Genomic DNA, 22,143 nt, shown 5'->3' on the forward strand with positions numbered 1-22,143 from the left:
CTCCCCATATCGGTCTGTAGAACATTGGGTCTGAATTATGTACGAATCGCAGATATTGATCCTACCTATCCCGTGGGGCTATTAGCTGTCCGTGACATTAGTTCGAAAGACTGCCGGCAAATTTCTCCGGCAGTCTTTCGCTTAAAACGTAGTATGTTTCTCTTCATATTCGCTTGATAGTTCTTTAAGCGATTTGATTTTACCATGGGGATGCTGTTCTTGCTTTCGTGACTTCCAAGCAGCTTCCTGCCTTTTCTTCTGGCGAGCCATAAAAGATCTCCTCCTCTGGTAAAAATAGAGTGTATACTACTTTACTATGATGCCATTTACAATTATTTTCATTCAAGATATTCAATTTAGTTAACAGACATCATTCTCAACCTCTTATTGGGCAGTGTATCCTCCATCAACGATCAGGCTATTACCCGTCATATAGGATGAATCGTCACTAGCCAGGAACAGAACGGCTTTGGCCATTTCTTCTGCTTGACCGAGCCGTTTCATTGGTGTTGCCGAAGATAGAGCCTGCTTGCTCTCTTCTGGAATAATCGGTGTATCGATGAAGCCTGGGCAAAGTGCATTCACCCGAATATTTTTCTCAGCATACTCCAGGGCGAGCGAACGAGTCAGATTCACAACGCCGCCTTTTGCTGCATTGTAGGCTGCAGAACCCGGTGAACCAACCCACCCGTACATGGAAGCCGTGTTAACGATAGTCCCACCACCAATTTTGAGCATTTCACGAATGGATTCACGTGCGACCAAGAATACGCCGTCCAGATCTACGTTGACCGTATTGCGCCATTCGGCATAGTCCAGCTCATGCGAAGGATGAACACGTCCAATTCCTGCATTGTTAAATACGATATCCACTTTCCCGAATGCTTCAACGGTTTGTTTGAAAATCTCAGCAACCTCTTGTTCACTCGTGATGTTCGCTTTGATAAAGATGGCATCCGCTTTAAGCGCTTTCAGTTCTTGCTCAAACGCCTTGCCTTTTTCTTCATTCAGGTCCACCAAGACCACTTTGGCTCCCTCGGATACGAATAAGCGTGCTGTCGCTGCGCCGATTCCGGATGCGCCTCCTGTAATAACTGCTACTTTGTCTTGAAGTTTGCCCATGATAGAATCCTCCAGTATACTATTTTGAATAGCACCTATTCGCATATGTGCTATATGACGTTTACAAATATAATTGTATGCTTAAAATTATAACAATCCAATCATTAAGATATGTAGATGTGTCTACCCTGTAGACACATCGTGGAACAATGTCTATTTTTGTATAGGAGTCTACTATGTATGAATGATGAACAAATTATAACATCTCAACAGCGCCATCGAACCAGGGAGCACCTTAAAACGGCTCTGATCCAGCTTATTAAGAAAAAAGGCTTCAATGCTGTATCTGTCAAAGATATCGTTGATCTGGCGGGTTATAATCGCAGTACATTTTACTTACACTACCAAGATAAATTTGTGCTTGCCGAAGATTTGTTGAATGAGAAGCTTGAAGGTATTAGGATTGCCGTAGGCATGCCATATTCGCACGGTCAAAAGATATACAGCATTAAACTCAATTCGGAATCCTTTCAAATCGTGGATTATATCTATGAACACCGAGACTTCTTTGAACTGATTCGATATGATGACACGTTACCAGGACTGCATACAGGTTTTCCGCAGACCATCCTGAAAATTTATGAGGAACAGTTTATCTTCGAAACCATCAACAACTCTCCGGTTAATATGGAGTATTTCAAGTACTATACAGCATATGGTTTCTTTGGGTTATTGAACAATTGGATATTAAGCGGATTTCGTGAGTCACGCGAGGCGTTTATCTATAATGTGATCGAACTGTCAAAAACCCACATTCACTCTTTTTATTATGTGGGAAATAAGTTGGATTGATTACCGTATCGTATTCAAAATTTGGAAAGGTACCAAGTTCATGTCCTCGATCCTGGAAAAGAACTTGATACCTTAAATCAAAAAACTGCTGAATCAGAAGCTTCTTTCTGATTGATTTGAAACTTTCAGTAGATTAATGCAATTCTCCGATGATTGGATAGATGGGGCTTCTCAGATTGAAATTGTAGTTGTGGTCTACAATCCCTACGACTTCGTTGTGATCATACAGATCTAACATGAAGCCTGCCATTTCTTTGGCAGTGTGATACTTAGGCATGTTCGCCTTGTAGTCAAATTCTTCAGCATCCATTGATTTTTTGACGAATTCCGTTTCCGTTATCGCGGGAGCTAAGACCTTTGCTTTTAGCTTTGCATTTTTTATTTCCAGTTCTTTTGCAAGCCCTTCCGTGAAGGCACTAACATAGTATTTGGAAGCAGAATAAGCAACACTTCCAACAGCGATGGCGTATCCAAGTGCGGATGCAACATTAATTAACTGAGTACCCTCTACGTCTGCATAATCGCGTACATATAATGTGGAAAGGATCGTTAGAGATTCAATGTTCACACGTAACATCGTTTCAACTTTTCCCAAATTCTGTTCTGCTATAAAAGAACCTTCACCGAGCCCTGCATTATTTATCCAGGTTTCGATATGATATTCCTTAAGCGTGTTATAGAGTGTATATGCCTGACTTGTATCCGATAGATCACTTGTTAGTACGATAACATGTACAGCAGGATTAATACCCTGAATTGCTGATTTGAGCTCTTCTAATTTGTCCAATCTTCTAGCGACCAGGATTACGTTTTTGCCTCGTGAGGCAAATGCCAATGCCGTCTCATATCCAATCCCTGAACTTGCCCCAGTAATAACGGTATACTTCATTCTATTCTCTCCTTCATGACATACAGATTAGTGTAGATCAGACTCCAAACATTTGAGAACGATCGTTCTTTATAGGGTAAAAAAAACAGTTAGATCTAACTTGCTATTTAGCATAGCATTTCTAGAATGAACAGTAAAGAATTTTTTTTCAGGTTATGAACTGAGCTTGGAACGCGGTCTTGTACGTTTAACCAGATATGAGATACAAGCTCTTCAGAAAGACAAAAGGCCAAGAGCCTGTATCACTAAAACAAACTGTCCACAATGGATGAGACACCCTTTGTCTGTCATCTGTCATATCTTAATTCCGCGTTAATCTAAAATGGATAGTGTCACATGAATAATATTGTTCAATTTTTGCTGATCTGCTGTGGTCTTAACCAATGTTCGTAGTCCGATCCATGCATTCATTAAATAATGAGAAGTAACTACAGGGTCTAAATCAGTCTTGATTTCACCCGTTTGTTGACCTGCCAAAAGAAGGTTGTTCAAGAACTCCTCGGTTCGCAAATAACTTTCATTAACTAAGGATGCAACTTCAGGGTCGAGTACGCCAAGTTCCACGCCAGAATTCACAAGAAAACACCCTAAAGGTTCTCCTTCATTTCTTACTGTAGACTCAAACAAAGCTTGAATAATCTCTTTGACCGGCTTTTGTGTATGAACCAAAAAGCTCATTTTGTTCGTCTGCTTTATTTCATATCGTTCAAGTGCTTTCATAAATAGAGCATGTTTATCCCCAAACGTATCATAGATGCTTCTCCGGTGAATGCCCATATATTCTACCAGGTCTTGCATTGAAGTTTTCTCATATCCTTGTGTCCAGAACAGATGTATTGCTTTATCTAATACTTCATTAACTTCAAATTCTTTTGATCTTGCCATCGTCATCACCTCGAATAATCATTATACATTTAAGCGAACGATTGGGAAACTGCTTCTCCCAGAGGCAATAGAGCTGGTTTTCAGAAATCACAGAAAATGCTTGCCGCTTAGCTGACAACTCTTTGAAACTAGCTACATATGATATATCAAAATAATAGATTGGAGGAATTGCTATGGTTCGTACGCTTGACGCCCGTACTTCTCTAGGGTCTAACGGTACTACTCCGCTTAATATCCCTCTTACTCCAAACACACCTACCTTGGTGGGGATACTTGGACTGAACATTGTCAATCCAGGGTTAGTTATTCGCACTCAGTTCAACGGAACTTATCGAATTTCGGTAGCAAATTTGTCTTCCCAACCGTCTTCCGTTCGGTTCGAAATTTTCAGAGGTTCCACTTATACAGGTACGCCAATTTATGTCGTTTCCGAACCTGTATATCCATCTGTGGGAAGCATACTGGCAAGCTTCCAGGGTTCTGATTACAATGTGCCTCCCCCTCCTACCGGGCAGCTTATCTATTCTTGTTTTGTGACATTTGTTCCGGTATCCCCATTAGAACAAGCCAGCCGTGTTGGGCCAGAATGCTTCAATGCGGTTGCATACAGCGACGACTAACTTAGTCTGTATGAAAAGGAAGGAAGGAGGAATATCCCATGGTTAAAACGTTAGATGCACGAACTTCCCAAGGCTCCAACGGGCAGCAAGTGTTAAATCCCAGCTTCACGAATGGCGTCCCTCTATTGTTTGCCCAAGTTGGATTGCAAGTCAGTAACCCGGGCATGTGGATCCGGACTCTCTTTTCAGGGATCGTCGAAGTTACGGCAAGTCAGTTGCCTGTTAACGGAAATCTGGTGATAGAAGTGTACCGCGGATTGGGCAGTTCGCAGCAGCTTGTTTATGCGACGGGCACAATTGTGTTGGCCAACCCGTTTTTTAGTCCTTGCGTATTAAGCTTTACCGGTTCGGATTTCAACGTGCCACCACCTGGTAATGGACAGATTGTCTACTCAGCGTACGCCATATTCTCCTATAATCCAATTTATAATGTGAGTAACGTACGTTTAGGTCCTGAGAGTTTCAATGCAACCGTTTATTCAGATGATTAAGTCATATGTTTGAATTATATTATGAGAATAAATTAACCATCTCAATTTATTGAGATGGTTGTTTGAATTTTTGAAATTTTGGTGCTGCTTACCGGTGGCAGCGAAATTTTTGATTCGTTCTCCAATCTGGTCACGGACTCTCTGGAAAACTGTCCATATCTCTTCATCTGCCCATTGTGCTTTGGCAGGATCACCGAATCCCCAATGTTCAATGCTTCACTTGTTGAGGTGTAACGGGACATTTTAGCTTTTCGGCTGCCTCCTGCATTGCTATTCTATAATACGTTGGGCTTCATCCATAACTTGGTGAATAATACTGCTAACCTCTTGATTCGCTTTCAGCATTCTTGTACCCTGCCCTGCCCATAGAGCCATGTAATCAGGATTGTTCAAGCGAGAGGACGCATTTCTGATGTCGCGCGTTAGCGTATTCTGGGTAGGGAAAGGAAGGGGCTTGATGTGATTATCGTCCCAACGTCGAATAAACGCGTTGGTTATTCCTCTTGCGGGCCTACCAGAGAAGGCATTTGTAACAACCGTGCTCTCCTCTGTGCTTTCGAGTAATGCCTTTTTATAAGCCGGATGCACTCCTGATTCTGCTGCCGTCAGAAAACGAGTGCCCATTTGAATTCCTTGAGCTCCCAACGAAAGCGCAGCTACAAGCCCTCTGCCATCCATAATGCCGCCAGCTGCAATCACGGGAATTTTAACCCGGTCGACGATTTGGGGAACAAGAGCCATCGTCCCAATATTAGCCCCCATCGGACGTGAGGATACATCAAATGTACCTCGATGCCCTCCTGCTTCCGTTCCTTGAGCAACAATTACATCACACCCTCGTTGCTCGGCTTGAACGGCCTCATCAACTGTTGTGGCTGTATTCACTATTTGTATGCCTGCTCGTTTGGCTTTTTCCATTAACTTCTCTGAGATCAACCCGAATGTTGTACTAATAATGGGTACCTTCTCATCCAGTAGAATCTTAAATTGTTCTTCAAAATAGTCAGGGGTTTGTATATCGTTCACAACCGGATGAGATATTCCTAATGAAGTTCGTATTCCATTCAAACTTTCATTGACCTGATTAAAATTGCTGTATTGATCTGCACCCATAACAGAAAAAATATTAATAGAGAAGGGTTCCTGAGTAAGCTTTCTGATCCCCTGAATGGCTTCCTTGATGTCCAACGGGCTCATGTAGGCTGCACCTAAAGTTCCCAGGCCTCCAGCGTTAGAAACAGCGGATACCATAGGAACCATATGGGGGATCCCCGCCATTCCCGCTAAAACTATAGGATAACGAATGTTAAAAACGTTACACAGATTGGTTTTTAATTGAATAGCCATATGTATTGAACCTCCTTATCATGTTGTTCCTCAACAAGCTCCAAGGGTTGTTATTTAGTTTTTCACAAGATCATCCATGGCCTGAACAGCCAGTTCAAATGCTTTCACTCTTCTTGCGATAAGCGTTTTTTGAGGGCTGCCCGTTTTTGACTTACCATCCATGTTCTCCAGTATCGGGAATAAACCAGTCAAAACATGGCGAGCTTCTGTTAAATCTGCCTCACTATAATGATGAGGTTTTAGATTCCAAGCCGTTTCCAGCATGGCTAAACCGATGTACAATGCTTTGAGGCGTTTATTTAACAGAGTCGTGTTACTTCCTTTCCCAGTCATATTTGCCAGGGCGTTTTCCGATTTGCGAATTACCGATTGGAAGGCTTGGAATGATTCCATTTTAACTTCAGTAGATACATTCTCCATGTATTGCAGACCTCTCTTTATATCTGGGATTGTTATTCCGCTCATTCATTCGTTCTCTTACATATTATGTCTCAACGTCCACAATGTAAAGTTACGTTCATCACTGTTGCCGACTCCGAAACGATTGAATACAAAGCAAAAATCCCGCTCTGATACTTGGTCCAGAGCGGGATGTACAAGCATATTTAGTTACTGGCGTTTTCTTTGGTTACCAGCTTCAATTCAGCCGGAATGGATTTCTCTACCTGCTTGCCATTCAGCACATCCATAGCTGCTTGCACCGCCAGCTGGCCAATCAGTACAGGCTGTTGAGCGACTGTGGCCGTCAACTTCCCGTCCTGTATGGATTTGATCGCATCATCGTTGCCGTCAAATCCGATTACAGGGATGTCTTTGCCGGAGCTTTGGATCGCTTCAATTGCACCCAGTGCCATCTCGTCGTTATGAGCAAATACCGCCTGCACGTCAGGATTGCCCTGCAGCAGATTCTCCATCACATTCAACCCTTTGGAGCGATCGAAATCGGCAGACTGCTTGGCAACCACATCAAGTTTTTGGTCGGCAACCTCGTGGAAACCTTTTCCTCGCTCTCTTGTTGCGGAAGCTCCAGGTACACCCTCAAGTTCAATCACTTTCGCTCCCTCGCCAAGGTGTTCTACGAAATATTCTGCTGCCATCTGTCCACCCTTGACGTTATCGGATGCAACCAACGCTGCCACGTCCCCTTTGTCTGCCGAACGGTCCAGTGTAACCACAGGAATGCCTACGCTATTGGCAGACTGAACGGCCGTGGAGATTGCCGCGGAATCCGCAGGGTTAATCAGAAGGGCATCCACGCCTTGTTGTATAAGGTCGTCCACATCATTGGTTTGTTTGGCCGAATCATTTTGCGCATCAACCACGATGACCTGAATTCCTTGTTTTTTGGCTTCTGCAACTACCCCGTCTTTGAGGGATACAAAGAAGGGATTATTTAACGTGGAAACCGACAGGCCGATTTTTTTCTGTCCATTGCTTCCGGCAGAGTCGGGCTTGGCCCAGCCCGGAGGCTCCAGGGAGCACCCCGCCAGAACGATCATCATTACACTTACAAGCAATATGGTTAGTTTTTTCATGTTCGCTTCTCTCCTTAAGCCGTTTTCTTGCGGTCCAGCAGGACAGCGATAGCAATAACGACGCCTTTCACAACCATTTGGTAAAATGAGTTCACGCCGAGCAGGTTCAAACCATTGTTCAACACGCCGATAATCAGGACCCCGATCAGTGTACCGACAATTCGTCCTCTACCGCCCGAAAGGCTTGTTCCACCCAGAACAACAGCAGCAATGGCGTCCAGTTCATATGAAGTACCTGCCGTAGGCTGTGCAGAATTCAGACGGGAAGTCAGAATCGCGCCTGCCAATGCTGACAACATACCAACCAGAGAGTAAATCATGATTTTCACACGATGCACTTTAATGCCCGAGATAATGGAAGCCTTCTCGTTGCCACCAAGCGCATACGTTTTGCGGCCGAAGGCTGTTTTGTGCAAAATCGTCCAGAGAATTACAAAAGTAATTAACATGGTAATGGCCGGCACAGGAATGCCAAGCATATAACCGCGCCCAAACAGCTGGAACATCAGGCTGTCGCCCAGTCCCGTAATTGGGTTACCGTTTGTATACACGAGTGTCAATCCCCGGAATACGGTCATCGTCGCCAATGTAGCTATAAACGGAGCCATTTTTCCTTTTGTAATCATCAGTCCATTTACCATACCCATGACACCACCGAGTGCGACCCCAATAATGATTGAGAGAATGGGATCCAGGCCGGACAACATCATATTGGCTACAAAGGCGCTCGATAAAGCCAGAATGGAGCCTACTGACAAGTCGATCCCGCCAGTCAAAATAACAAACGTCATGCCAAAGGCAATCAGTGCATTAATCGAAACCTGTCGTAATAGATTTAAAATGTTAAGCGGTTCTAAAAAGCTTGGATTTAATGCGGATACGATAATGATGAGTATGATCAGCCCTAATAACGGGCCCAATTTTTGTGTCAGATTCGTTAAACGGAAGCCGCTTTTGGCGGGTTGGTTTTCCTGCAAAGTTGTCATATTACTGTCCCCCTGTAGCCAATGTCATAATGTTTTCCTGTGTTGCCTCTTCCCTTGCCAGTTCACCACTAATGCGTCCCTCATGCACAACTGCGATTCGATCGCTCATGCCGAGCACTTCAGGCAGCTCGGAAGATACCATAATGATTGCGACTCCGCGGTCCGTCAGCTCGTTCATCAACTGGTAAATCTCTCGTTTAGCTCCAACATCCACGCCACGAGTTGGCTCATCCAGAATGAGCACGCTTGGTCCGATACCGACCCATTTGGCGATCACGACCTTCTGCTGATTGCCTCCTGACAAGTTTCGTACCGCCGTCTCGGAGGATTGTGTCTTGATTTGCAAACGTTTGATGAGTGTATCGACGAATTCCTGTTCTTTCTGAGTTGAAATGAAACCTTTGTTTGAGAAGCTGAACAGATTCGGTAAAGCCATGTTCTCACGTATGGAGAAATCTAATACCAAACCTTCATCCTTCCGGTCTTCGGTAATAAATCCAATTCCATGTCTAACTGCGTCTGCCGGCTTCCGAATGTGAACATTTTTGCCTCGAATCATAATGTCTCCACTATCCAGTGTGTCCAAACCGAAGAGCGCCCGCATGATTTCTGTACGTCCCGAGCCCATTAGCCCTGAGAAGCCGAGAATTTCGCCTGCTCTCACGGTGAAGCTGACATTCTCGAACAATCCGGTGCTGCTTGCGTCACGCACTTCTAGAACCACTTCACCGTATGAAGGATTCCGTGCAGGATACCGCTCCGTAAGCTCCCGACCGACCATCTTCCGTACCACTTCATCAAAGCTGGTCTCCGGGATCGACTTGGTATCCACCGTTTTTCCGTCACGCATCACCGTAATCCGGTCGCAGATTGTAAAAATCTCCTCCATCCGATGCGAAATGTACACGATGGACACCCCGTTTTTCTGGAGTGAAGCGATCACACCAAACAGCTTCTGGATCTCACGCTCTGTAAGAGCCGCCGTTGGTTCATCCATAATGATGACTTTCGCATTGGTCATTAGTGCTTTGGCAATCTCAATCATTTGCTGTTGACCGACAGAGCATTCCCCGGCAGGACGGTCCAGCGGGATGTTCACCGAAAGTTTGGCTAACTGCTCAGTGGCAAGCGCTTTCATTTGTCGTGTGTTCAGTAATCCCAAAGACGAAGTTAATTCCTTACCTATAAAGAGATTGTCAAGCACCGTCATTTCCGGCCAAATGTTCAACTCCTGATGGATAAACGCAATACCCATCTTCTCGGCTTCCTTTGGACTGGAAAAATAGGTTTCTGTGCCGTCAATGGAGATGGTTCCCTGATCCCGCGCATGAAGACCGATCAAAATGTTCATTAACGTGGATTTTCCTGCCCCGTTCTCCCCCATCAAGGCGTGAACCTCGCCTTCTTTCAAATCGAAATCCACTCCGCTCAGCACTTGGTTGGTGCCAAACGCTTTGTATATGCCTTGCATCTGAATATGCATAATGTCGTCCTCCTTTTAACCGAAAATGACGCCTGATTGTAATATGCAATTGGCATACGGTGTGGCTTCGCCCGTGCGAATAACCACTTTGGCCTGTCGGGTCAACGCCTTGAATTGCTCATGACTGAGAGATACGTCGGTAGCGTCATCCCCGAATTTCTCGGTAACGAATTGCAAAGCTGCAGGATTTCCTGCCTTGATTTCGGCCGCCAGAATCACTCTTTCCACCACCATATCTTCCGCAATCAGTTCCACGATTTCTTGAAAACTCGGTGTTCCCAACTTCAGGGCCACATCAATTTTGGGTACGCCTTCCGGAATCGGAAGACCGGCATCTGCGATGACAATCGTGTCCGTATGGCCCAGATCGGACAGCACCTTGGAAATATGACTGTTCAGCATTCCCTGTTTCTTCATTTCAGACTTTCCTCCACTTCATTCCGCATCGGCATGCCACCTTGCGCTCCGAATTTGGTCACGGATAGCGATGCAGCCCGGTTGGCAAATCTAATGCTGTCCTGCAGCGGCTTACCTTCCGCCAAAGCGACCGCAAATGCGGCATTAAACGTATCACCCGCTCCGGTTGTATCCACTGGTTCAACCTTGTAAGCAGGGACAACGATTTCCTGCTCCCCGTCAAAGTATCGAACTCCGTTGCTGCCCTCTGTAATAAACAACTTGTTTGGATATTTCCGCAGCGCTTCTGCTGGAGTTATGCCCTGAAACAATATCTCGGCTTCATGCTCGTTCGGTGTAATATAAGCGGCTTTTTCGATGACTGTATCCGGCACTTTTCTTGCCGGGGCTGGATTCAACAACAGAGGAGTTCCACTTTGGTCACAAATCTCGCTGACACGAACAACGGTTTCCTCTGGAGTTTCCTGTTGAATGAGCACGATATCGGCACTTTGGATTACTTCTACCAATCCATTGATATAGTCAGGTGTTAGTTCGCGATTGGCCGCCTCAACGACTACAATGCTATTATCACCTTCTGCCAGCACGATATGAGCCGTGCCGCTTTCCATATGTGTAACCGGTTTCACATTCTGCGTATTTACACCATTTGCTTTGAAATTATTCAAAATGGCCGTACCGAAAGCATCATCGCCTACCCGGCCAATCATCGCAACTTCGGCACCCAGCCTTGCAGCAGCAACGGCCTGGTTAGCTCCTTTGCCGCCCGGAACTGTTTTGAAGCTATCACCAAGGACGGTTTCACCCGCCCCTGGCCGTCTTGAGGAAGTGACAACCAGATCCATGGAGCTGCTGCCAATAACACAAATTTTAGCCATTCGAAATCACCTTTCTTGTTGTGCCCCGTTCAATGAAACTGACAGGCAATTGTATGTGTTTATTTTCGATTGGAGCTTGTTCTACAAGTTTAATAAGCAATCCGGCGGCTTCTCTTCCCATCTCATATGCGGGTTGGTGAATGGTCGACAAGGCAGGCGACAGCAAGCTGCACATTGGAATATCGTCGAAGCCGATAATTTGCATATCCTCCGGAACTTTTATTCCGATTCGCAATGCTTCGTGCAGTACTGCCATGGCCGCAATGTCATTACTGGCAATGACCCCGTCGGTATCGCCGTACTTGCTGAATAGCTCTTCCGCCCATAACCCAACATCGTTAAAGGAAAAGGATGTCGTTTGAATTACGCGGTAATCAAGACCAGCCTGACGTATGCTCTCGATCGCGCCTTCAAAACGGTCCTGCGCCGGTTTGATATGTGCAGGTCCCTTCATGACCGTAATTCGGCGACTTCCGCGTTTGATGATCTCCCTTGCAGCCAGGCGGCCGCCCTCTCTGCCGTCCGCATATACGGAGGGACTGTCCAGCGGCGTCCTGTCAAGAAACACCACTGGGATCTTCAGGCTTTCATATATTGAAGAATGAGGGTAGTTCGTTGAAGAGATTACGCCCACTACATTATTCTGGATAAAAGTCTGGATGTAATCCCGTTCCTTCTGTTCATCCTCATCACTATTTCCGAAAATCAGTCTGAAATCCTGCTCCTGCATCCGGTCCTCTACCCCACGTGCAAGCTGCGGAAAGTAAGGGTTTGCAATATCGGGCAGCAGCAGGCCGATCAGTTTGGACTTGCGCTTGTATAAAGAGCGGGCCACTTCATTCGGTGAGAAGTTAAGCTGCTTGACCGCTTCTTCCACTTTCTTTCGAGTGTCTGCATGAACATAACCTCGTTCATTTATGACCCGTGATACGGTGGCTACTGAAACGCCAGCCAGATTAGCTACATCTTTTATTGTTGTCATGAACGTTCACCCCTAATGTGTAACCGGTTACAGATATGAAAATATCATATTTATTTCTGTTTGGCAATCATTTTATTGCTGGTAAAATATCCAAGTCGGTCAGAAAAAGGCCTAAAGTACTTGCTGGTCAACAAATGACTGACCGTTCGAGATTTATATGGCGGTAGATTTTAATTTTATTTTGCACTATCTAAAGTCTATGACCGTTTAAACCACAGGCCAATACATTTTCCTTATTTAATTCCTATAACTAAACTATCTAGCGACTTCTTGACATGTGAATAGATTATCGATATAGTATGAATCAATTCACACTTCATATTAAGGAGTAATCTATGCCAAAAAATTCGTTCTTTCGTTTAGATGAAGCAAGGCGCGAGGAAATATCTAATAGCGCTATGCAACTTTTTGTTGATCATCTTTACGAGGATATAACTATGAAGATGGTTTTGGACAGTTTGTCCATGCACCCTGGAACATTTTATCGGTATTTTGAAGACAAAGATGACCTTTATTGTCTCTTAGTACGTAATGTCACACAGAAAAGAGCTAAGTATTTTAATAACAGTAATGAAGATTCCCTTTACCGGTTTTTCCTTACTACCTTATTTGGTAACGTTAATGGCACTGAGACCGAGCCGCTGAATGAGTTGGAAATCAAACTCACTAAAACATTTTTAAACATTCCTGAGAACACTTTGCTTAAAGTATATCTGAATGTGCTAAAGGGCGAGTCATTCCCCTTAATCAAGGACATTTTACGCCGAATGAGGGTTGATGGATTTCTCCGACCTGATCTTGACGACGACCTGATTTCTTTTATGTTTGAGTCAATGCAGTTTAATTTAGTCATGTTTTTTAGGGAATTCGATATTAAGGACTCTACGCTGCAACATAAGCTTAGCAAGTACTTTGCTGACTTTATGAGTCATGGGCTGCTTGAAGATCATAAATATTCTGAAATGGTTAGCGATGTCAAGAAAGCCAAGGAGTAGATATATGATTCAATTAATTAAGGGGGAACAAGAAAATGAAAACTTATGACGCATTTCCAGAACCAATTGGCGGCTATACTGTCGGTCGAACCCAGATGGATTTGGAGTACACGGCATCCGATCACTCAAAAAGAGAACTGACAGCGTTTGTGTATTATCCGTCCGACAGTAGCGAAGGTAAGACTACATCAACGTACATGTTTCCTGAAGTCTACGAGATGCTTAATGAGCAGCCGCTTGTCACTGAGGATATTTTCTCAATAGATATCAAGACCCGGTGTTACGATGATCTTGCTCTCTCCGGGAAGGAAAAGCGCTATCCGGTGTTATTCTATGTTTGCGGCGGGGGCGGTTCTCCGGAATGGGGCACAGTGATCTGTACAGATTTGGCAAGCATGGGATATGTTGTGGTAAGCATTGGCCATCCGAATAGCACGATGTATAAGCGTAAAGATGGGCGGCTGTTTAATGTATCCAAGGATTTTTCGGATGTCCTTATAGCGTTCTCTGAAGATCCGGAGATGCTGGCGCTGGTTGGTAAGATGGAGATGCGTCCTGACGATGAAACTGCTATTGCAATGTGCCGTAACGTGCTTGCACTGCCGGTACTTGCCAAGTTAACAGAGTATAGTGAATTACAGGCAGAAGATGTGAGGTATGTAGCCGATTATCTTTACCAGCTGGACTCTGGAGAACTGAATTCCATCTTTAAGGACCGATTGCTGCTTGACAGCGGCATGGGCATAGTCGGACATTCTTATGGAGGGCTTACGACGGCGATGGTTTGCCGGGACGACGAGCGGTTCGCCTGCGGGGTTGGACTGGATAGCGGTGCGTTTGGCCTTCAGGACAGCGACCTTAAGAAACCCTTCTTGCTGCTGTTTAATGAACCTAACTATAATATGAATGCGATAATTGGCGCTAACAATAGCATGGAAACCTATTATTTCTCTGTTGATCGTGTTGCGCATTTAGATTACTGCGACATCGTGTTTACCAGTGTTAATGAGAAACTCAGAGGCGAACGGGATGCTATGGAGATGCGAAATCTTGTTACAGACTATACGAGGAACTTTTTTGATCATTACATACGGCAGAAGGCTGCAAGTGTGGAAAGTCTGGCATACGATGGCGTGGACTTGATCAAGAAGACCCGCAACAAGTGACATAACCTCAGAGATTGCTGATAAACGCATGTCAAAGAGCTAGCCCTACAGACACAGAGCCGATAACCCTATTACGCGGTTATCGGCTCTCTCATATTTCAGGCATTGTTTTCTAATTGAGATAAATTGACAAGATGACTCCATATCATACTTAACTGAGTCATTTGTTGTTCACTAACAGAGCACGAACGAGTATCCGACTGTACCGCAGACTAACGTACAACGTTAATTATGTGTCCTATAAAAGCACTTTGAAGAATATGCTATTACAGTATGGAAAGGAGGACAACCTTATTTATATACTGTTAGGATACGTTATTCTGGGTCTATCACTCTCTGCTCCTATTGGACCCATCAATGCCGCACAATTGGACAAGGGTGTTCGAGGTGGATTTATGCCTGCCTGGTTTGTCGGACTGGGAGCGATTGCAGCCGATATCATCTACATGCTGCTTGTTTATTTTGGCATTGTTCACCTGCTTGAACTTCCTTTTGTCAAGGTATTCCTGTGGATGTTTGGTTGTTTTGTACTGATCTATACGGGTGTGGATAGTATTAAAAATGCAGGAAACCTGGCTCCTTCTCAGATGAGAGGAGATGATTCTCAACTATCCAAGTCATTCCTTCAAGGATTCCTAATGTCTCTATTTAACCCCCTTTCCATCATGTTCTGGCTTGGAATTTACGGCTCTGTTCTGGCTAAAGCTGTGAATGATTCTCCTATGAACCAATTGTTGATCTATAGCGGTGCAATCATTTTTGGCGTAGTCTTATGGGATCTATTCATGGCGACTGCAGTGAGTTTTTTTCGCAAATATCTCACTCGCTTCGTACTCAAAGGAATCGCTTTAGTTTCGGGACTCTCTTTAGTGGGTTTCGGATGTTATTTTGGAGTCAAAGCCGTCCAATTTCTTTTCTTTATTTAAGTTTACTTTTTTTGCGCAGTCGAATACCTGTGATGTGATAACCCGACAGATCCTGTGCGACGTGTTCATCCTCATCCTCTTCTTCCGTCAGGCTGTTGGATGTTTTTGTCGTGGACTTTTTCTTGCGAATCCGCTGTAGAATGACATCACTAATAGCAATCAGAGAGACAAGCAGTAAGCTTATATAGAATCCTGGTCTGCTGAGTGTGTGAAAGAGCGTCCCTGTTACCGCAGCAACAATTAGCAATAATCCGGTCCATCGCTTTACGTTATCGAACTTTCCTGGTTTCAGCAGTCTGCCGGAGGATAGCAAAATAAACGACCAGTTATACAACAGCATCAACCCAGCTGCAGTCGTAATATATTCATATACTTTTCCTGGAAGTAATAATGACATAATAATGGTACCAATTAACCCACAACCGATGAGGGAAAGGGCAAATAATGGGAACTTTTTCTTCCATTTTCGAGAAAATAACTTCGGAGCGTCTCCCTCCTGAGCGAGTGTAATGATCATTGAAGTTACAGCATATAGAGAAGCCGTCATCGTCGAAAATCCAGCCACAATCAGTACACCATTGAACAAATGGGGTACAAACGCCAAATGATCACTACTTAGGGCCAGTACAAATGGACTCTCTTTGGGATTGAATGCCTTCAAAGGGACCATGATCAGTGCCAGCCCAATGGAAACCACATATACGGTTGACAGTGCAATGAGCATAACTTTTCCAGCCTTCGGGGCATCCTCCGGTTTTTGAAGCCGATAGGACATGATTCCAAGCACTTCAATCCCTCCATAGGCATAGAACGCAAAAAGAAAAGCCGACCATAGGCCGATCCCGCCCTTTGGAAAAATAGTCGCAGTGTCCATTGGTACTTTATGTTCGTACTTCGTTCCCCCGATCCACCCTGCCAGAAGTGCAATAGCAATAACCAAAAACATGATGATTGCTGCAATTTTAATGATCGCCAGCACATTTTCCACCCGGTCAAACCCTTTGTTACCAAAGAACACGATGCAAAGTCCTACAATACCGAATCCCGCAGCAAAGATCCATAATGGGACCGATGGAAACCAAAAGCGAGAAAAGATGGACAACGCTGTTAACTGACTTCCCATTATTAGTAGCTCGGAGAACCAGTACATCCAACCGCTGGCAAACCCCGCCCAACTTCCAAACGCCTTCTTCGCATAGGAACGAAAGGACCCCTGTTCCGGATGATCGGAAGTCATTCTCGCCAAAGCATCAAAAACTACATATGTACCCAAAGCAGCAAAGACATAGACTAATAATACCGCCGGGCCTCCAATGGAGATTGCCAGGCTGGAACCCAGGAAGTATCCGGTGCCAATCGTGCCGGCTACACCCAGCAGACTTAATTGCCACCATTTCAGTTTCTTTTCTTCGGTTGAAGTTGTTGATGCTTTACTCATGTTGTCATTCCTTTTCTGTATCATTTTAAGTTACTTATGGTAGCCTTCCCAATTCAGTGTTAAACATGTTGATTTCATAGAAATTGGATGTTTGTATATTTGTTTTGAGCTCATTGCATACTACAACAGGTAAATCCAACACATACAGGAGGTTCATTACACATGAATCAATTCTCTCAGACTCAACAAATCACTCAACTTGCTCAGCAGCTCACGCAGCAAATATTTCTACGGGCCAATCGTTCGGAACTTATTCGAATCAGCATCGCCCGCAATAACTGCATGATAAGCACCAAAAAGGAACCCGTTAAAAAGGGTTCCTTTTTTAGTTTTTAAATTAGTAGTTATAGGAATAGATTAAGGCCTTAACAGACACCTTTATTCCTTTTACCTCTACTGGCTAAGCATTGAGATCATGCATACCTGGACTATGTTCATTCGGGAGTTCAGGCATATAAGGAACCGGGTACCCCTGTGGTGGATCAATTACTTGCAGCTCGCCTCCATTACGACTAGGGGTTTGCCCACTGAATATTTCAGCAATTCGTGTGTTATCCAGTCGGAAGTTGAACTGTGCATTATGGAAGCCCATATCCACGTATTTTCTGCACTCCGGATACTTATGAATATCATAATTCGGTATAGGGAATATTTTCCCCCAATTCACGCCAAGCGTCTCTAACGCTTTAGCGAATGCATTTTGATGGGCATTATCACGAACAATGAGGAAACCCAATGTTTCACGGAACGCTTTGTTGGTACTCATCTCATATATCCGCGACTTTTGTAAGACACCTGTAGATTCCAACACAATATTATCAAGCAGATTGCTTATCAAATTCCCGTGATCATACACATAGTTTCCAAGCCACGGATTGCCCGCAGCATCTACAGGCAATGAACTTTGAGCCCCCATAATGTAATGGTGCGGATTAGCATGTTTAATTGCTTCATCCAGTGGTGCACCGTCCACACCTGCGTTACCTGCACCTTCTGCCCCGGCCCCCGTCAACAATTGATTAATCGTTTGCTGAACCAGCTCAATATGGCTTAATTCCTCAAGAAATACCCCACGGATCAGATCTTTATATTGCGTAGCATTACCTCGAAAATTACTGCTTTGAAAAAAAAACTGCATCATGGTTCGCATTTCACCGAATTGACCTCCAAGGGTCTCTTGCAGCACTTTGGCTGCTGCTGGATCCGGCTTGTCCGGAACGATCATATTAATCAGATCTTCACGATAAAAAAACATGGTTGTCCTCCATTCAAGTAATATTATAATCTAGTTTCTACGATCATCCTGATTTTATGTAATTGCTTGCCTAACAATCTTTGGTTAGCTCACAAATTCCTTATTGCGCTGATGTCCATTCATTTTTTGAAGGAACTCATATGGACTGTCACCATTTTGCCCTTGGGTTATATCCTATAGGTAAAGGAGGACTGTTCATGTCGTTGTTGTTTTCATCTTCTGATCTGGAGAATGAAGAAGTTCATCTTGAGATTTGGAAGAGAGATGCCTATCGTTTATTTTCTGCCAAAATGAGTAATCGAGAAGCCCGGTTCCCCTGCATACCGGCTACACAAGCCTTTGCTCTGGGTCACCTCCGATATGGTTTTGTTGCTTCCCCTGGGAGCGAATCCGCTGGCCGTACATTATCGAATATCATCACGGAATATGGCCAATCTTCGCGTTCCAATGGTCAATATTCATCGTTGGTTGTCTTTTTCGAAAAAGAGCAGGAGACACTCGATGTCCTACGCTATGAAGAACTTTTCTGGAGTTTATTAAGTCAGATAAGAAGTTTGGATGACAAATCTTGGCCTGAAGATATTCCTGAAGATCCGGAGCAACCCATGTGGGAATTCTGTTTCAGTGACGAACGTTATTTCGTCTATTGTGGTACGCCTGCCCATACTTCACGTCAGAGTCGATATTTCCCTTACTTCATGTTGGCGATGACACCACGTTGGGTACTCGACATATGGAATGCACAACCTCAAAAAGCAGCAGCCATCGCACCAAAAATTCGTGAACGATTAGCCGCGTACGATACCGTCCCTGCCCATCCTGAACTTAAACAATACGGGGCTCAGGGAAATCTGGAATATAAACAGTATTTTTTACGAGATGATGATACCTCTCTTTCTGCCTGTCCGTTTCTGCGTTCACTTCAGCAGGATAAAATAAAGGATTAGTACGGCGGGATTCTAAATAAACTCTCCTCCGAATAAGCTGTATATCACCAGTTTATAGGAGGAGCGCAATCCATTTGATTTTCGGAGAAATACATATTGGACAAGCCCAAATGAATGCACAATTTCATCCCATATATGAAAGGGAAATGACTATGGAAATCTATATTAAATTCATACTAATCGGTCTCGCCATCGCTATGCCTGTAGGAGCGATCACAGTTGAAATGACCAAACAGGGATTGAGAAACGGATTCACTCATGGTTGGGCTGTTGGTCTGGGTGGAATGACCGTGGATGCAAGTTTGATTCTGGCCATGTATTTCGGGTTTGCCTCCTTGTTATCGCTTCCTTACATTCAAATTCCATTATGGCTGGCAGGTGCTGCTTTTTTGGCTTATCTGGGTTATGATTCGATTCGAAATGCAGACCTGAATATAACGGCAGCAGATGATAAGATCAAAAAATCATTTTGGAGAACATACCGCAACGGGTTACTGGTTGCCATCTCCCCGGGGAATCTAATCTTCTGGATATCCGTATTCGGAGTCGTGTTGTCTGATTCATATCATTCAGCAGGTAAATTAAGTTTTGTCATTGCTGCATTGGGCGTATTGTGCGGCATTCTCCTACATGATCTGGGCCTGCTCACTATCGTTTCTGTTACCCGAAAAATGATGAGTCAGAGAATGATCCAGATTGTTTCCGCCTTGGCAGGTGTGCTTTTAATCGGCTTTTCCTTTTACTTTTTGTATAAATTCGTTCTGGCGATATGGCAATACTTTCAGTAGGTAGAAGATCTACATCAAAGGTACCTCCCCCGTTATATCCACTCCAAAATATACTCCACAATAGATACTCCACCACGGCTGTTCCTTTCATATATGGAGCAGCTGTTTCGCCTTTTTGAAAAAAATAGGTTGACTTTTAACCGTATAAGAGATAGTTCGTTTTAACATGGTGGGTGAAGGAACGTTGATATCAGCAGGGAGTATCTAAGGAGAAGAATTGGTTTTCTGTTGTGAATTTTTCATATGTTGAAATAATATAATAAGGTAGGTTGAAGGATTTTTCTTCCAAATTCGCTGAAATACTGACTAACATTGGTTTTACAAAAATTTATATTAAATAATCCATTTTCCTGATTTATGTAGGAAGGATTTCAGTGAAATATAAATCGTATTAACTATTATGAAATTTTCATATGTTGAAAATATAAGGTTGTTGGCAATATAAAAGCCGCCATATGGCGGCTTCGGCAAATGGTCTCTATTTTTCCAATCTCATGGGCTCAGGTTCTGCCCGTCCAATCGGCTCCGGCAATTTCTTTCCAGCGTGTTCTTATCTCATCATATACATGCTGAGGAAGTGGTCCGCGAGCTACGAGATCAGCATTCTGCTGCCAGCGGTTCGGCTTCGCCGTACCTACAATTGCGGTGTCCACGCCTTCAGTACTTAGAGTAAAACGCAGTGCTGTTTCCACCGCTTCCTGAGCATCATCACTCAGAAAACCGTAATTCAATTCAATTAAGCGCTTCCAATAGACATAAGGATATGCTTCCTCCGGAAGCGTATCATATGTCCACGCAGCATTGGCAATCGGTCTCTTGGCGATTACACCCATGTTTCTCTTTCTCGCCTCGGGCAGCGTAAGTTCGATGGCCTCCTGATCCGCGATGTTTAATGAAGTCTCCAGACTGTCGAAGAGCCCGGTCTGAATCGCATATAGCGCATCTGTTGAATCTCCGCTGTATCCAATAAATCTTGTTTTACCGGCTTGCTTAGCACGCTGGAGCACGTCAATCACAGCGCCTTGTCGAAGTACTTCTTCCGAGCAGCTGTGCAAGTGAATGACATCGACATAGTCTGCTTTCAACCGTTTAAGACTTCGATCAATGGTCCGCTCCAGAACTTTGGCATCCCAGTCGGGGCCCTCTATCCCAGCGGCGTGTCCACATTTGGTAAACAAATAATAATCATCTCGACGGTGTGACAACACCTCACCGATCAATTCTTCGCTGTCGCCGTAGCACTCCGCGGTATCAATCACATTTAATCCTGCATCCAGTGCACTATTCAGCAGTGTCTCCACTTCCGTTTTGGATACATCTCTGCCAATTTCTGCCCCGCCAAACCCAAGTGTACTTACTTTCATGTCCGTGTTTCCGTAATTACGCAGTTCCATGGATTCATTCCTCCGAGCTTCGTAAATTTAGGTGCAGAATGGTGATTAATGAAAGGATGTATAAAAGTACTGTTTCGTCTTCCGTATGTTATTACCCTGTACTTGGACATTACACCCATTTTTCCTATCTTGATTTGGGTAAACTTCTTATTGGTCTCTTGCAGTATTGTCCCAAGTCGTCCATAAGTCAATCAGGTTACAAAATACTGACTGGGATTACCTAGCTCCGGGTGGAACTTTTCCCGAAAACGGCCTCCCGTGTATTCCCCAATAATTTTACGCCAGAATGCCTGTGCAATCACGTTATTCCGAACCTGGGTCACTTTCCATCTTCCCGGAAAACGTTGGAACAATTCATAAGCGGCCCAAGTCCCCACCCCGCTACGTCGATATTTCTGCATGACAAAAAACTCGGTTAAATAATAGTCATTATCCTTGCTGCCTGGTTCACAACGTTCGACCAATGCAAACCCTGCCGGTGACCCGTCACTCGTAATGAGAAAAGGAAACTTGGTACCTTCCCCCGTCCAAAATGCGTCAAGTCCAGGGTATTCTGGAAAAATCCCGTTGTTGTCCACGTCAATATTAAGATACTTCGTAAAATCATACAGATAAAATTGCATCAAATGACGAATCACCTGACTTCGTTCCCGGGGAACCAGCTCTATTTTCATACTCATCCCGGTTCACCTCCTCTGCTCTACATATAATTTATACTTTAATACCTGGAGTCCGCAGGAGCAAGGAAACATCGACCTTCATAACGTGGTTCTGTGAACAGCTGTGACGATATAAATATGGTACACT

The 22,143-nt window shown here is 44.2% G+C and carries 25 protein-coding genes and 1 pseudogene; 9 read left to right on the forward strand and 17 right to left on the reverse strand.

All coding sequences use genetic code 11. From position 1 onward, the window contains the following. Positions 1 to 141: 141 nt before the first annotated feature. Together PPA03S_RS33980 and PPA03S_RS19295 are read right to left on the reverse strand one after the other, a co-directional pair. Positions 142 to 270 carry a DUF6254 family protein gene (locus PPA03S_RS33980; protein WP_228469339.1) on the reverse strand — a complete coding sequence of 43 codons (129 nt, stop codon included), beginning with the start codon at positions 268 to 270 and terminating at the stop codon, positions 142 to 144. Between the two features lie 114 nt (positions 271 to 384). Next, entirely contained in the window at positions 385 to 1,122 is a 738-nt protein-coding gene (locus PPA03S_RS19295) for an SDR family NAD(P)-dependent oxidoreductase (RefSeq protein ID WP_062325284.1), read from the reverse strand. 180 nt (positions 1,123 to 1,302) lie between these two features. On the opposite strand from PPA03S_RS19295, the gene PPA03S_RS19300 reads away from it, so the two are divergent. Then, a complete protein-coding gene (locus PPA03S_RS19300) occupies positions 1,303 to 1,914 on the forward strand; it encodes a TetR/AcrR family transcriptional regulator (protein ID WP_062325287.1) in 612 nt (203 codons plus the stop codon). Positions 1,915 to 2,047: 133 nt separating this feature from the next. Here PPA03S_RS19300 and PPA03S_RS19305 read toward each other — a convergent pair whose 3' ends face one another. Both PPA03S_RS19305 and PPA03S_RS19310 read right to left on the reverse strand, forming a co-directional pair. Continuing rightward, positions 2,048 to 2,803, reverse strand: a complete 756-nt coding sequence (locus tag PPA03S_RS19305) for an SDR family NAD(P)-dependent oxidoreductase (protein ID WP_062325288.1) — start codon at positions 2,801 to 2,803, stop codon at positions 2,048 to 2,050. A 312-nt stretch (positions 2,804 to 3,115) separates the two neighbouring features. Then, entirely contained in the window at positions 3,116 to 3,688 is a 573-nt protein-coding gene (locus tag PPA03S_RS19310) for a TetR/AcrR family transcriptional regulator (protein WP_062325290.1), read from the reverse strand. A 173-nt stretch (positions 3,689 to 3,861) separates the two neighbouring features. Between PPA03S_RS19310 and PPA03S_RS19315 the strand changes: the two genes are divergently transcribed. Continuing rightward, the gene (locus tag PPA03S_RS19315) at positions 3,862 to 4,308 is read left to right on the forward strand and encodes a hypothetical protein (protein WP_062325293.1); all 447 of its coding nucleotides are present in this window, start codon (positions 3,862 to 3,864) and stop codon (positions 4,306 to 4,308) included. 38 nt (positions 4,309 to 4,346) lie between these two features. After that, the gene (locus PPA03S_RS19320; RefSeq protein ID WP_062325296.1) at positions 4,347 to 4,799 is read left to right on the forward strand and encodes a hypothetical protein; all 453 of its coding nucleotides are present in this window, start codon (positions 4,347 to 4,349) and stop codon (positions 4,797 to 4,799) included. Between the two features lie 87 nt (positions 4,800 to 4,886). Here the strand turns inward: PPA03S_RS19320 and PPA03S_RS33985 are convergent. The 9 genes and pseudogenes from PPA03S_RS33985 to PPA03S_RS19365 form a co-directional block, all read right to left on the reverse strand. Next, positions 4,887 to 5,043, reverse strand: a pseudogene (locus tag PPA03S_RS33985) (arsenate reductase); the annotation flags it as partial. A 26-nt stretch (positions 5,044 to 5,069) separates the two neighbouring features. Beyond that, positions 5,070 to 6,146, reverse strand: coding sequence for an NAD(P)H-dependent flavin oxidoreductase (locus tag PPA03S_RS19330; protein ID WP_062325301.1), 1,077 nt, complete (start codon positions 6,144 to 6,146; stop codon positions 5,070 to 5,072). A 54-nt stretch (positions 6,147 to 6,200) separates the two neighbouring features. Then, on the reverse strand, positions 6,201 to 6,566 hold the full coding sequence (locus tag PPA03S_RS19335) for a hypothetical protein (protein ID WP_062325302.1): 366 nt from the start codon (positions 6,564 to 6,566) through the stop codon (positions 6,201 to 6,203). A 185-nt stretch (positions 6,567 to 6,751) separates the two neighbouring features. Continuing rightward, complete coding sequence (gene rbsB, locus PPA03S_RS19340; protein ID WP_062325304.1) at positions 6,752 to 7,681, reverse strand: ribose ABC transporter substrate-binding protein RbsB; 930 nt, start codon at positions 7,679 to 7,681, stop codon at positions 6,752 to 6,754. A 14-nt stretch (positions 7,682 to 7,695) separates the two neighbouring features. Then, positions 7,696 to 8,667 carry an ABC transporter permease subunit gene (locus PPA03S_RS19345; protein ID WP_062325306.1) on the reverse strand — a complete coding sequence of 324 codons (972 nt, stop codon included), beginning with the start codon at positions 8,665 to 8,667 and terminating at the stop codon, positions 7,696 to 7,698. 1 nt (position 8,668) lies between these two features. Continuing rightward, the gene (locus tag PPA03S_RS19350; RefSeq protein ID WP_062325308.1) at positions 8,669 to 10,150 is read right to left on the reverse strand and encodes a sugar ABC transporter ATP-binding protein; all 1,482 of its coding nucleotides are present in this window, start codon (positions 10,148 to 10,150) and stop codon (positions 8,669 to 8,671) included. Between the two features lie 15 nt (positions 10,151 to 10,165). Beyond that, entirely contained in the window at positions 10,166 to 10,567 is a 402-nt protein-coding gene (gene rbsD / locus PPA03S_RS19355; protein ID WP_062325310.1) for a D-ribose pyranase, read from the reverse strand. Next, positions 10,564 to 11,445: a ribokinase gene (rbsK, locus tag PPA03S_RS19360; protein ID WP_062325312.1), complete on the reverse strand. Its 882-nt coding sequence runs from the start codon at positions 11,443 to 11,445 to the stop codon at positions 10,564 to 10,566. The genes rbsD and rbsK overlap by 4 nt, the downstream gene beginning before the upstream one ends. Next, positions 11,438 to 12,427 (reverse strand): LacI family DNA-binding transcriptional regulator, encoded by a 990-nt coding sequence (locus PPA03S_RS19365; protein WP_062325314.1) that lies wholly within the window; start codon positions 12,425 to 12,427, stop codon positions 11,438 to 11,440. Before PPA03S_RS19365 ends, rbsK begins: the two co-directional genes overlap by 8 nt. A 335-nt stretch (positions 12,428 to 12,762) precedes the next feature. Here PPA03S_RS19365 and PPA03S_RS19370 point away from each other — a divergent pair, with 335 nt between their 5' ends. From PPA03S_RS19370 to PPA03S_RS19380, 3 genes are all read left to right on the forward strand, one after another. Beyond that, a complete protein-coding gene (locus PPA03S_RS19370) occupies positions 12,763 to 13,422 on the forward strand; it encodes a TetR/AcrR family transcriptional regulator (protein ID WP_062325316.1) in 660 nt (219 codons plus the stop codon). A gap of 35 nt (positions 13,423 to 13,457) precedes the next feature. Beyond that, a complete protein-coding gene (locus PPA03S_RS19375) occupies positions 13,458 to 14,588 on the forward strand; it encodes an alpha/beta hydrolase (RefSeq protein ID WP_062325318.1) in 1,131 nt (376 codons plus the stop codon). 293 nt (positions 14,589 to 14,881) lie between these two features. Beyond that, a complete protein-coding gene (locus PPA03S_RS19380) occupies positions 14,882 to 15,514 on the forward strand; it encodes a LysE family transporter (protein WP_062325491.1) in 633 nt (210 codons plus the stop codon). Here the strand turns inward: PPA03S_RS19380 and PPA03S_RS19385 are convergent. Further along, entirely contained in the window at positions 15,507 to 16,952 is a 1,446-nt protein-coding gene (locus tag PPA03S_RS19385) for an amino acid permease (RefSeq protein WP_062325320.1), read from the reverse strand. The two genes, PPA03S_RS19380 and PPA03S_RS19385, sit on opposite strands and share 8 nt — an antisense overlap. 162 nt (positions 16,953 to 17,114) lie before the next feature. Here PPA03S_RS19385 and PPA03S_RS32975 point away from each other — a divergent pair, with 162 nt between their 5' ends. Next, positions 17,115 to 17,288, forward strand: coding sequence for a hypothetical protein (locus PPA03S_RS32975; protein WP_157284266.1), 174 nt, complete (start codon positions 17,115 to 17,117; stop codon positions 17,286 to 17,288). 64 nt (positions 17,289 to 17,352) lie between these two features. On the opposite strand, the gene PPA03S_RS19390 is transcribed toward PPA03S_RS32975, so the two are convergent. Next, the gene (locus tag PPA03S_RS19390) at positions 17,353 to 18,207 is read right to left on the reverse strand and encodes a manganese catalase family protein (protein ID WP_062325322.1); all 855 of its coding nucleotides are present in this window, start codon (positions 18,205 to 18,207) and stop codon (positions 17,353 to 17,355) included. Positions 18,208 to 18,404: 197 nt separating this feature from the next. Here PPA03S_RS19390 and PPA03S_RS19395 point away from each other — a divergent pair, with 197 nt between their 5' ends. Continuing rightward, positions 18,405 to 19,154, forward strand: a complete 750-nt coding sequence (locus tag PPA03S_RS19395) for a YqcI/YcgG family protein (RefSeq protein WP_062325324.1) — start codon at positions 18,405 to 18,407, stop codon at positions 19,152 to 19,154. A gap of 152 nt (positions 19,155 to 19,306) precedes the next feature. Continuing rightward, positions 19,307 to 19,942: a LysE family translocator gene (locus tag PPA03S_RS19400; RefSeq protein WP_062325493.1), complete on the forward strand. Its 636-nt coding sequence runs from the start codon at positions 19,307 to 19,309 to the stop codon at positions 19,940 to 19,942. A 500-nt stretch (positions 19,943 to 20,442) separates the two neighbouring features. On the opposite strand, the gene PPA03S_RS19405 is transcribed toward PPA03S_RS19400, so the two are convergent. Then, positions 20,443 to 21,336, reverse strand: a complete 894-nt coding sequence (locus PPA03S_RS19405; RefSeq protein ID WP_062325326.1) for an aldo/keto reductase — start codon at positions 21,334 to 21,336, stop codon at positions 20,443 to 20,445. 191 nt (positions 21,337 to 21,527) lie between these two features. Next, positions 21,528 to 22,016, reverse strand: coding sequence for a GNAT family N-acetyltransferase (locus tag PPA03S_RS19410; protein ID WP_062325328.1), 489 nt, complete (start codon positions 22,014 to 22,016; stop codon positions 21,528 to 21,530). Positions 22,017 to 22,143 lie beyond the last annotated feature (127 nt).

This window comes from Paenibacillus pabuli NBRC 13638, from assembly GCF_001514495.1.
GTDB classification, from domain to species: Bacteria; Bacillota; Bacilli; order Paenibacillales; family Paenibacillaceae; genus Paenibacillus; species Paenibacillus pabuli.

Excerpts from the sequence above, each read along its gene's own strand:
- PPA03S_RS33980 (WP_228469339.1), bottom strand. The coding sequence starts at position 270 with ATGGCTCGCCAGAAGAAAAGGCAGGAAGCTGCTTGGAAGTCACGAAAG.
- PPA03S_RS19295 (WP_062325284.1), bottom strand. The coding sequence starts at position 1,122 with ATGGGCAAACTTCAAGACAAAGTAGCAGTTATTACAGGAGGCGCATCC.
- PPA03S_RS19300 (WP_062325287.1), top strand. The coding sequence starts at position 1,303 with ATGAATGATGAACAAATTATAACATCTCAACAGCGCCATCGAACCAGG.
- PPA03S_RS19305 (WP_062325288.1), bottom strand. The coding sequence starts at position 2,803 with ATGAAGTATACCGTTATTACTGGGGCAAGTTCAGGGATTGGATATGAG.
- PPA03S_RS19310 (WP_062325290.1), bottom strand. The coding sequence starts at position 3,688 with ATGGCAAGATCAAAAGAATTTGAAGTTAATGAAGTATTAGATAAAGCA.
- PPA03S_RS19315 (WP_062325293.1), top strand. The coding sequence starts at position 3,862 with ATGGTTCGTACGCTTGACGCCCGTACTTCTCTAGGGTCTAACGGTACT.
- PPA03S_RS19320 (WP_062325296.1), top strand. The coding sequence starts at position 4,347 with ATGGTTAAAACGTTAGATGCACGAACTTCCCAAGGCTCCAACGGGCAG.
- PPA03S_RS19330 (WP_062325301.1), bottom strand. The coding sequence starts at position 6,146 with ATGGCTATTCAATTAAAAACCAATCTGTGTAACGTTTTTAACATTCGT.
- PPA03S_RS19335 (WP_062325302.1), bottom strand. The coding sequence starts at position 6,566 with ATGGAGAATGTATCTACTGAAGTTAAAATGGAATCATTCCAAGCCTTC.
- rbsB (WP_062325304.1), bottom strand. The coding sequence starts at position 7,681 with ATGAAAAAACTAACCATATTGCTTGTAAGTGTAATGATGATCGTTCTG.
- PPA03S_RS19345 (WP_062325306.1), bottom strand. The coding sequence starts at position 8,667 with ATGACAACTTTGCAGGAAAACCAACCCGCCAAAAGCGGCTTCCGTTTA.
- PPA03S_RS19350 (WP_062325308.1), bottom strand. The coding sequence starts at position 10,150 with ATGCATATTCAGATGCAAGGCATATACAAAGCGTTTGGCACCAACCAA.
- rbsD (WP_062325310.1), bottom strand. The coding sequence starts at position 10,567 with ATGAAGAAACAGGGAATGCTGAACAGTCATATTTCCAAGGTGCTGTCC.
- rbsK (WP_062325312.1), bottom strand. The coding sequence starts at position 11,445 with ATGGCTAAAATTTGTGTTATTGGCAGCAGCTCCATGGATCTGGTTGTC.
- PPA03S_RS19365 (WP_062325314.1), bottom strand. The coding sequence starts at position 12,427 with ATGACAACAATAAAAGATGTAGCTAATCTGGCTGGCGTTTCAGTAGCC.
- PPA03S_RS19370 (WP_062325316.1), top strand. The coding sequence starts at position 12,763 with ATGCCAAAAAATTCGTTCTTTCGTTTAGATGAAGCAAGGCGCGAGGAA.
- PPA03S_RS19375 (WP_062325318.1), top strand. The coding sequence starts at position 13,458 with ATGAAAACTTATGACGCATTTCCAGAACCAATTGGCGGCTATACTGTC.
- PPA03S_RS19385 (WP_062325320.1), bottom strand. The coding sequence starts at position 16,952 with ATGAGTAAAGCATCAACAACTTCAACCGAAGAAAAGAAACTGAAATGG.
- PPA03S_RS32975 (WP_157284266.1), top strand. The coding sequence starts at position 17,115 with ATGAATCAATTCTCTCAGACTCAACAAATCACTCAACTTGCTCAGCAG.
- PPA03S_RS19390 (WP_062325322.1), bottom strand. The coding sequence starts at position 18,207 with ATGTTTTTTTATCGTGAAGATCTGATTAATATGATCGTTCCGGACAAG.
- PPA03S_RS19395 (WP_062325324.1), top strand. The coding sequence starts at position 18,405 with ATGTCGTTGTTGTTTTCATCTTCTGATCTGGAGAATGAAGAAGTTCAT.
- PPA03S_RS19400 (WP_062325493.1), top strand. The coding sequence starts at position 19,307 with ATGGAAATCTATATTAAATTCATACTAATCGGTCTCGCCATCGCTATG.
- PPA03S_RS19405 (WP_062325326.1), bottom strand. The coding sequence starts at position 21,336 with ATGGAACTGCGTAATTACGGAAACACGGACATGAAAGTAAGTACACTT.
- PPA03S_RS19410 (WP_062325328.1), bottom strand. The coding sequence starts at position 22,016 with ATGAGTATGAAAATAGAGCTGGTTCCCCGGGAACGAAGTCAGGTGATT.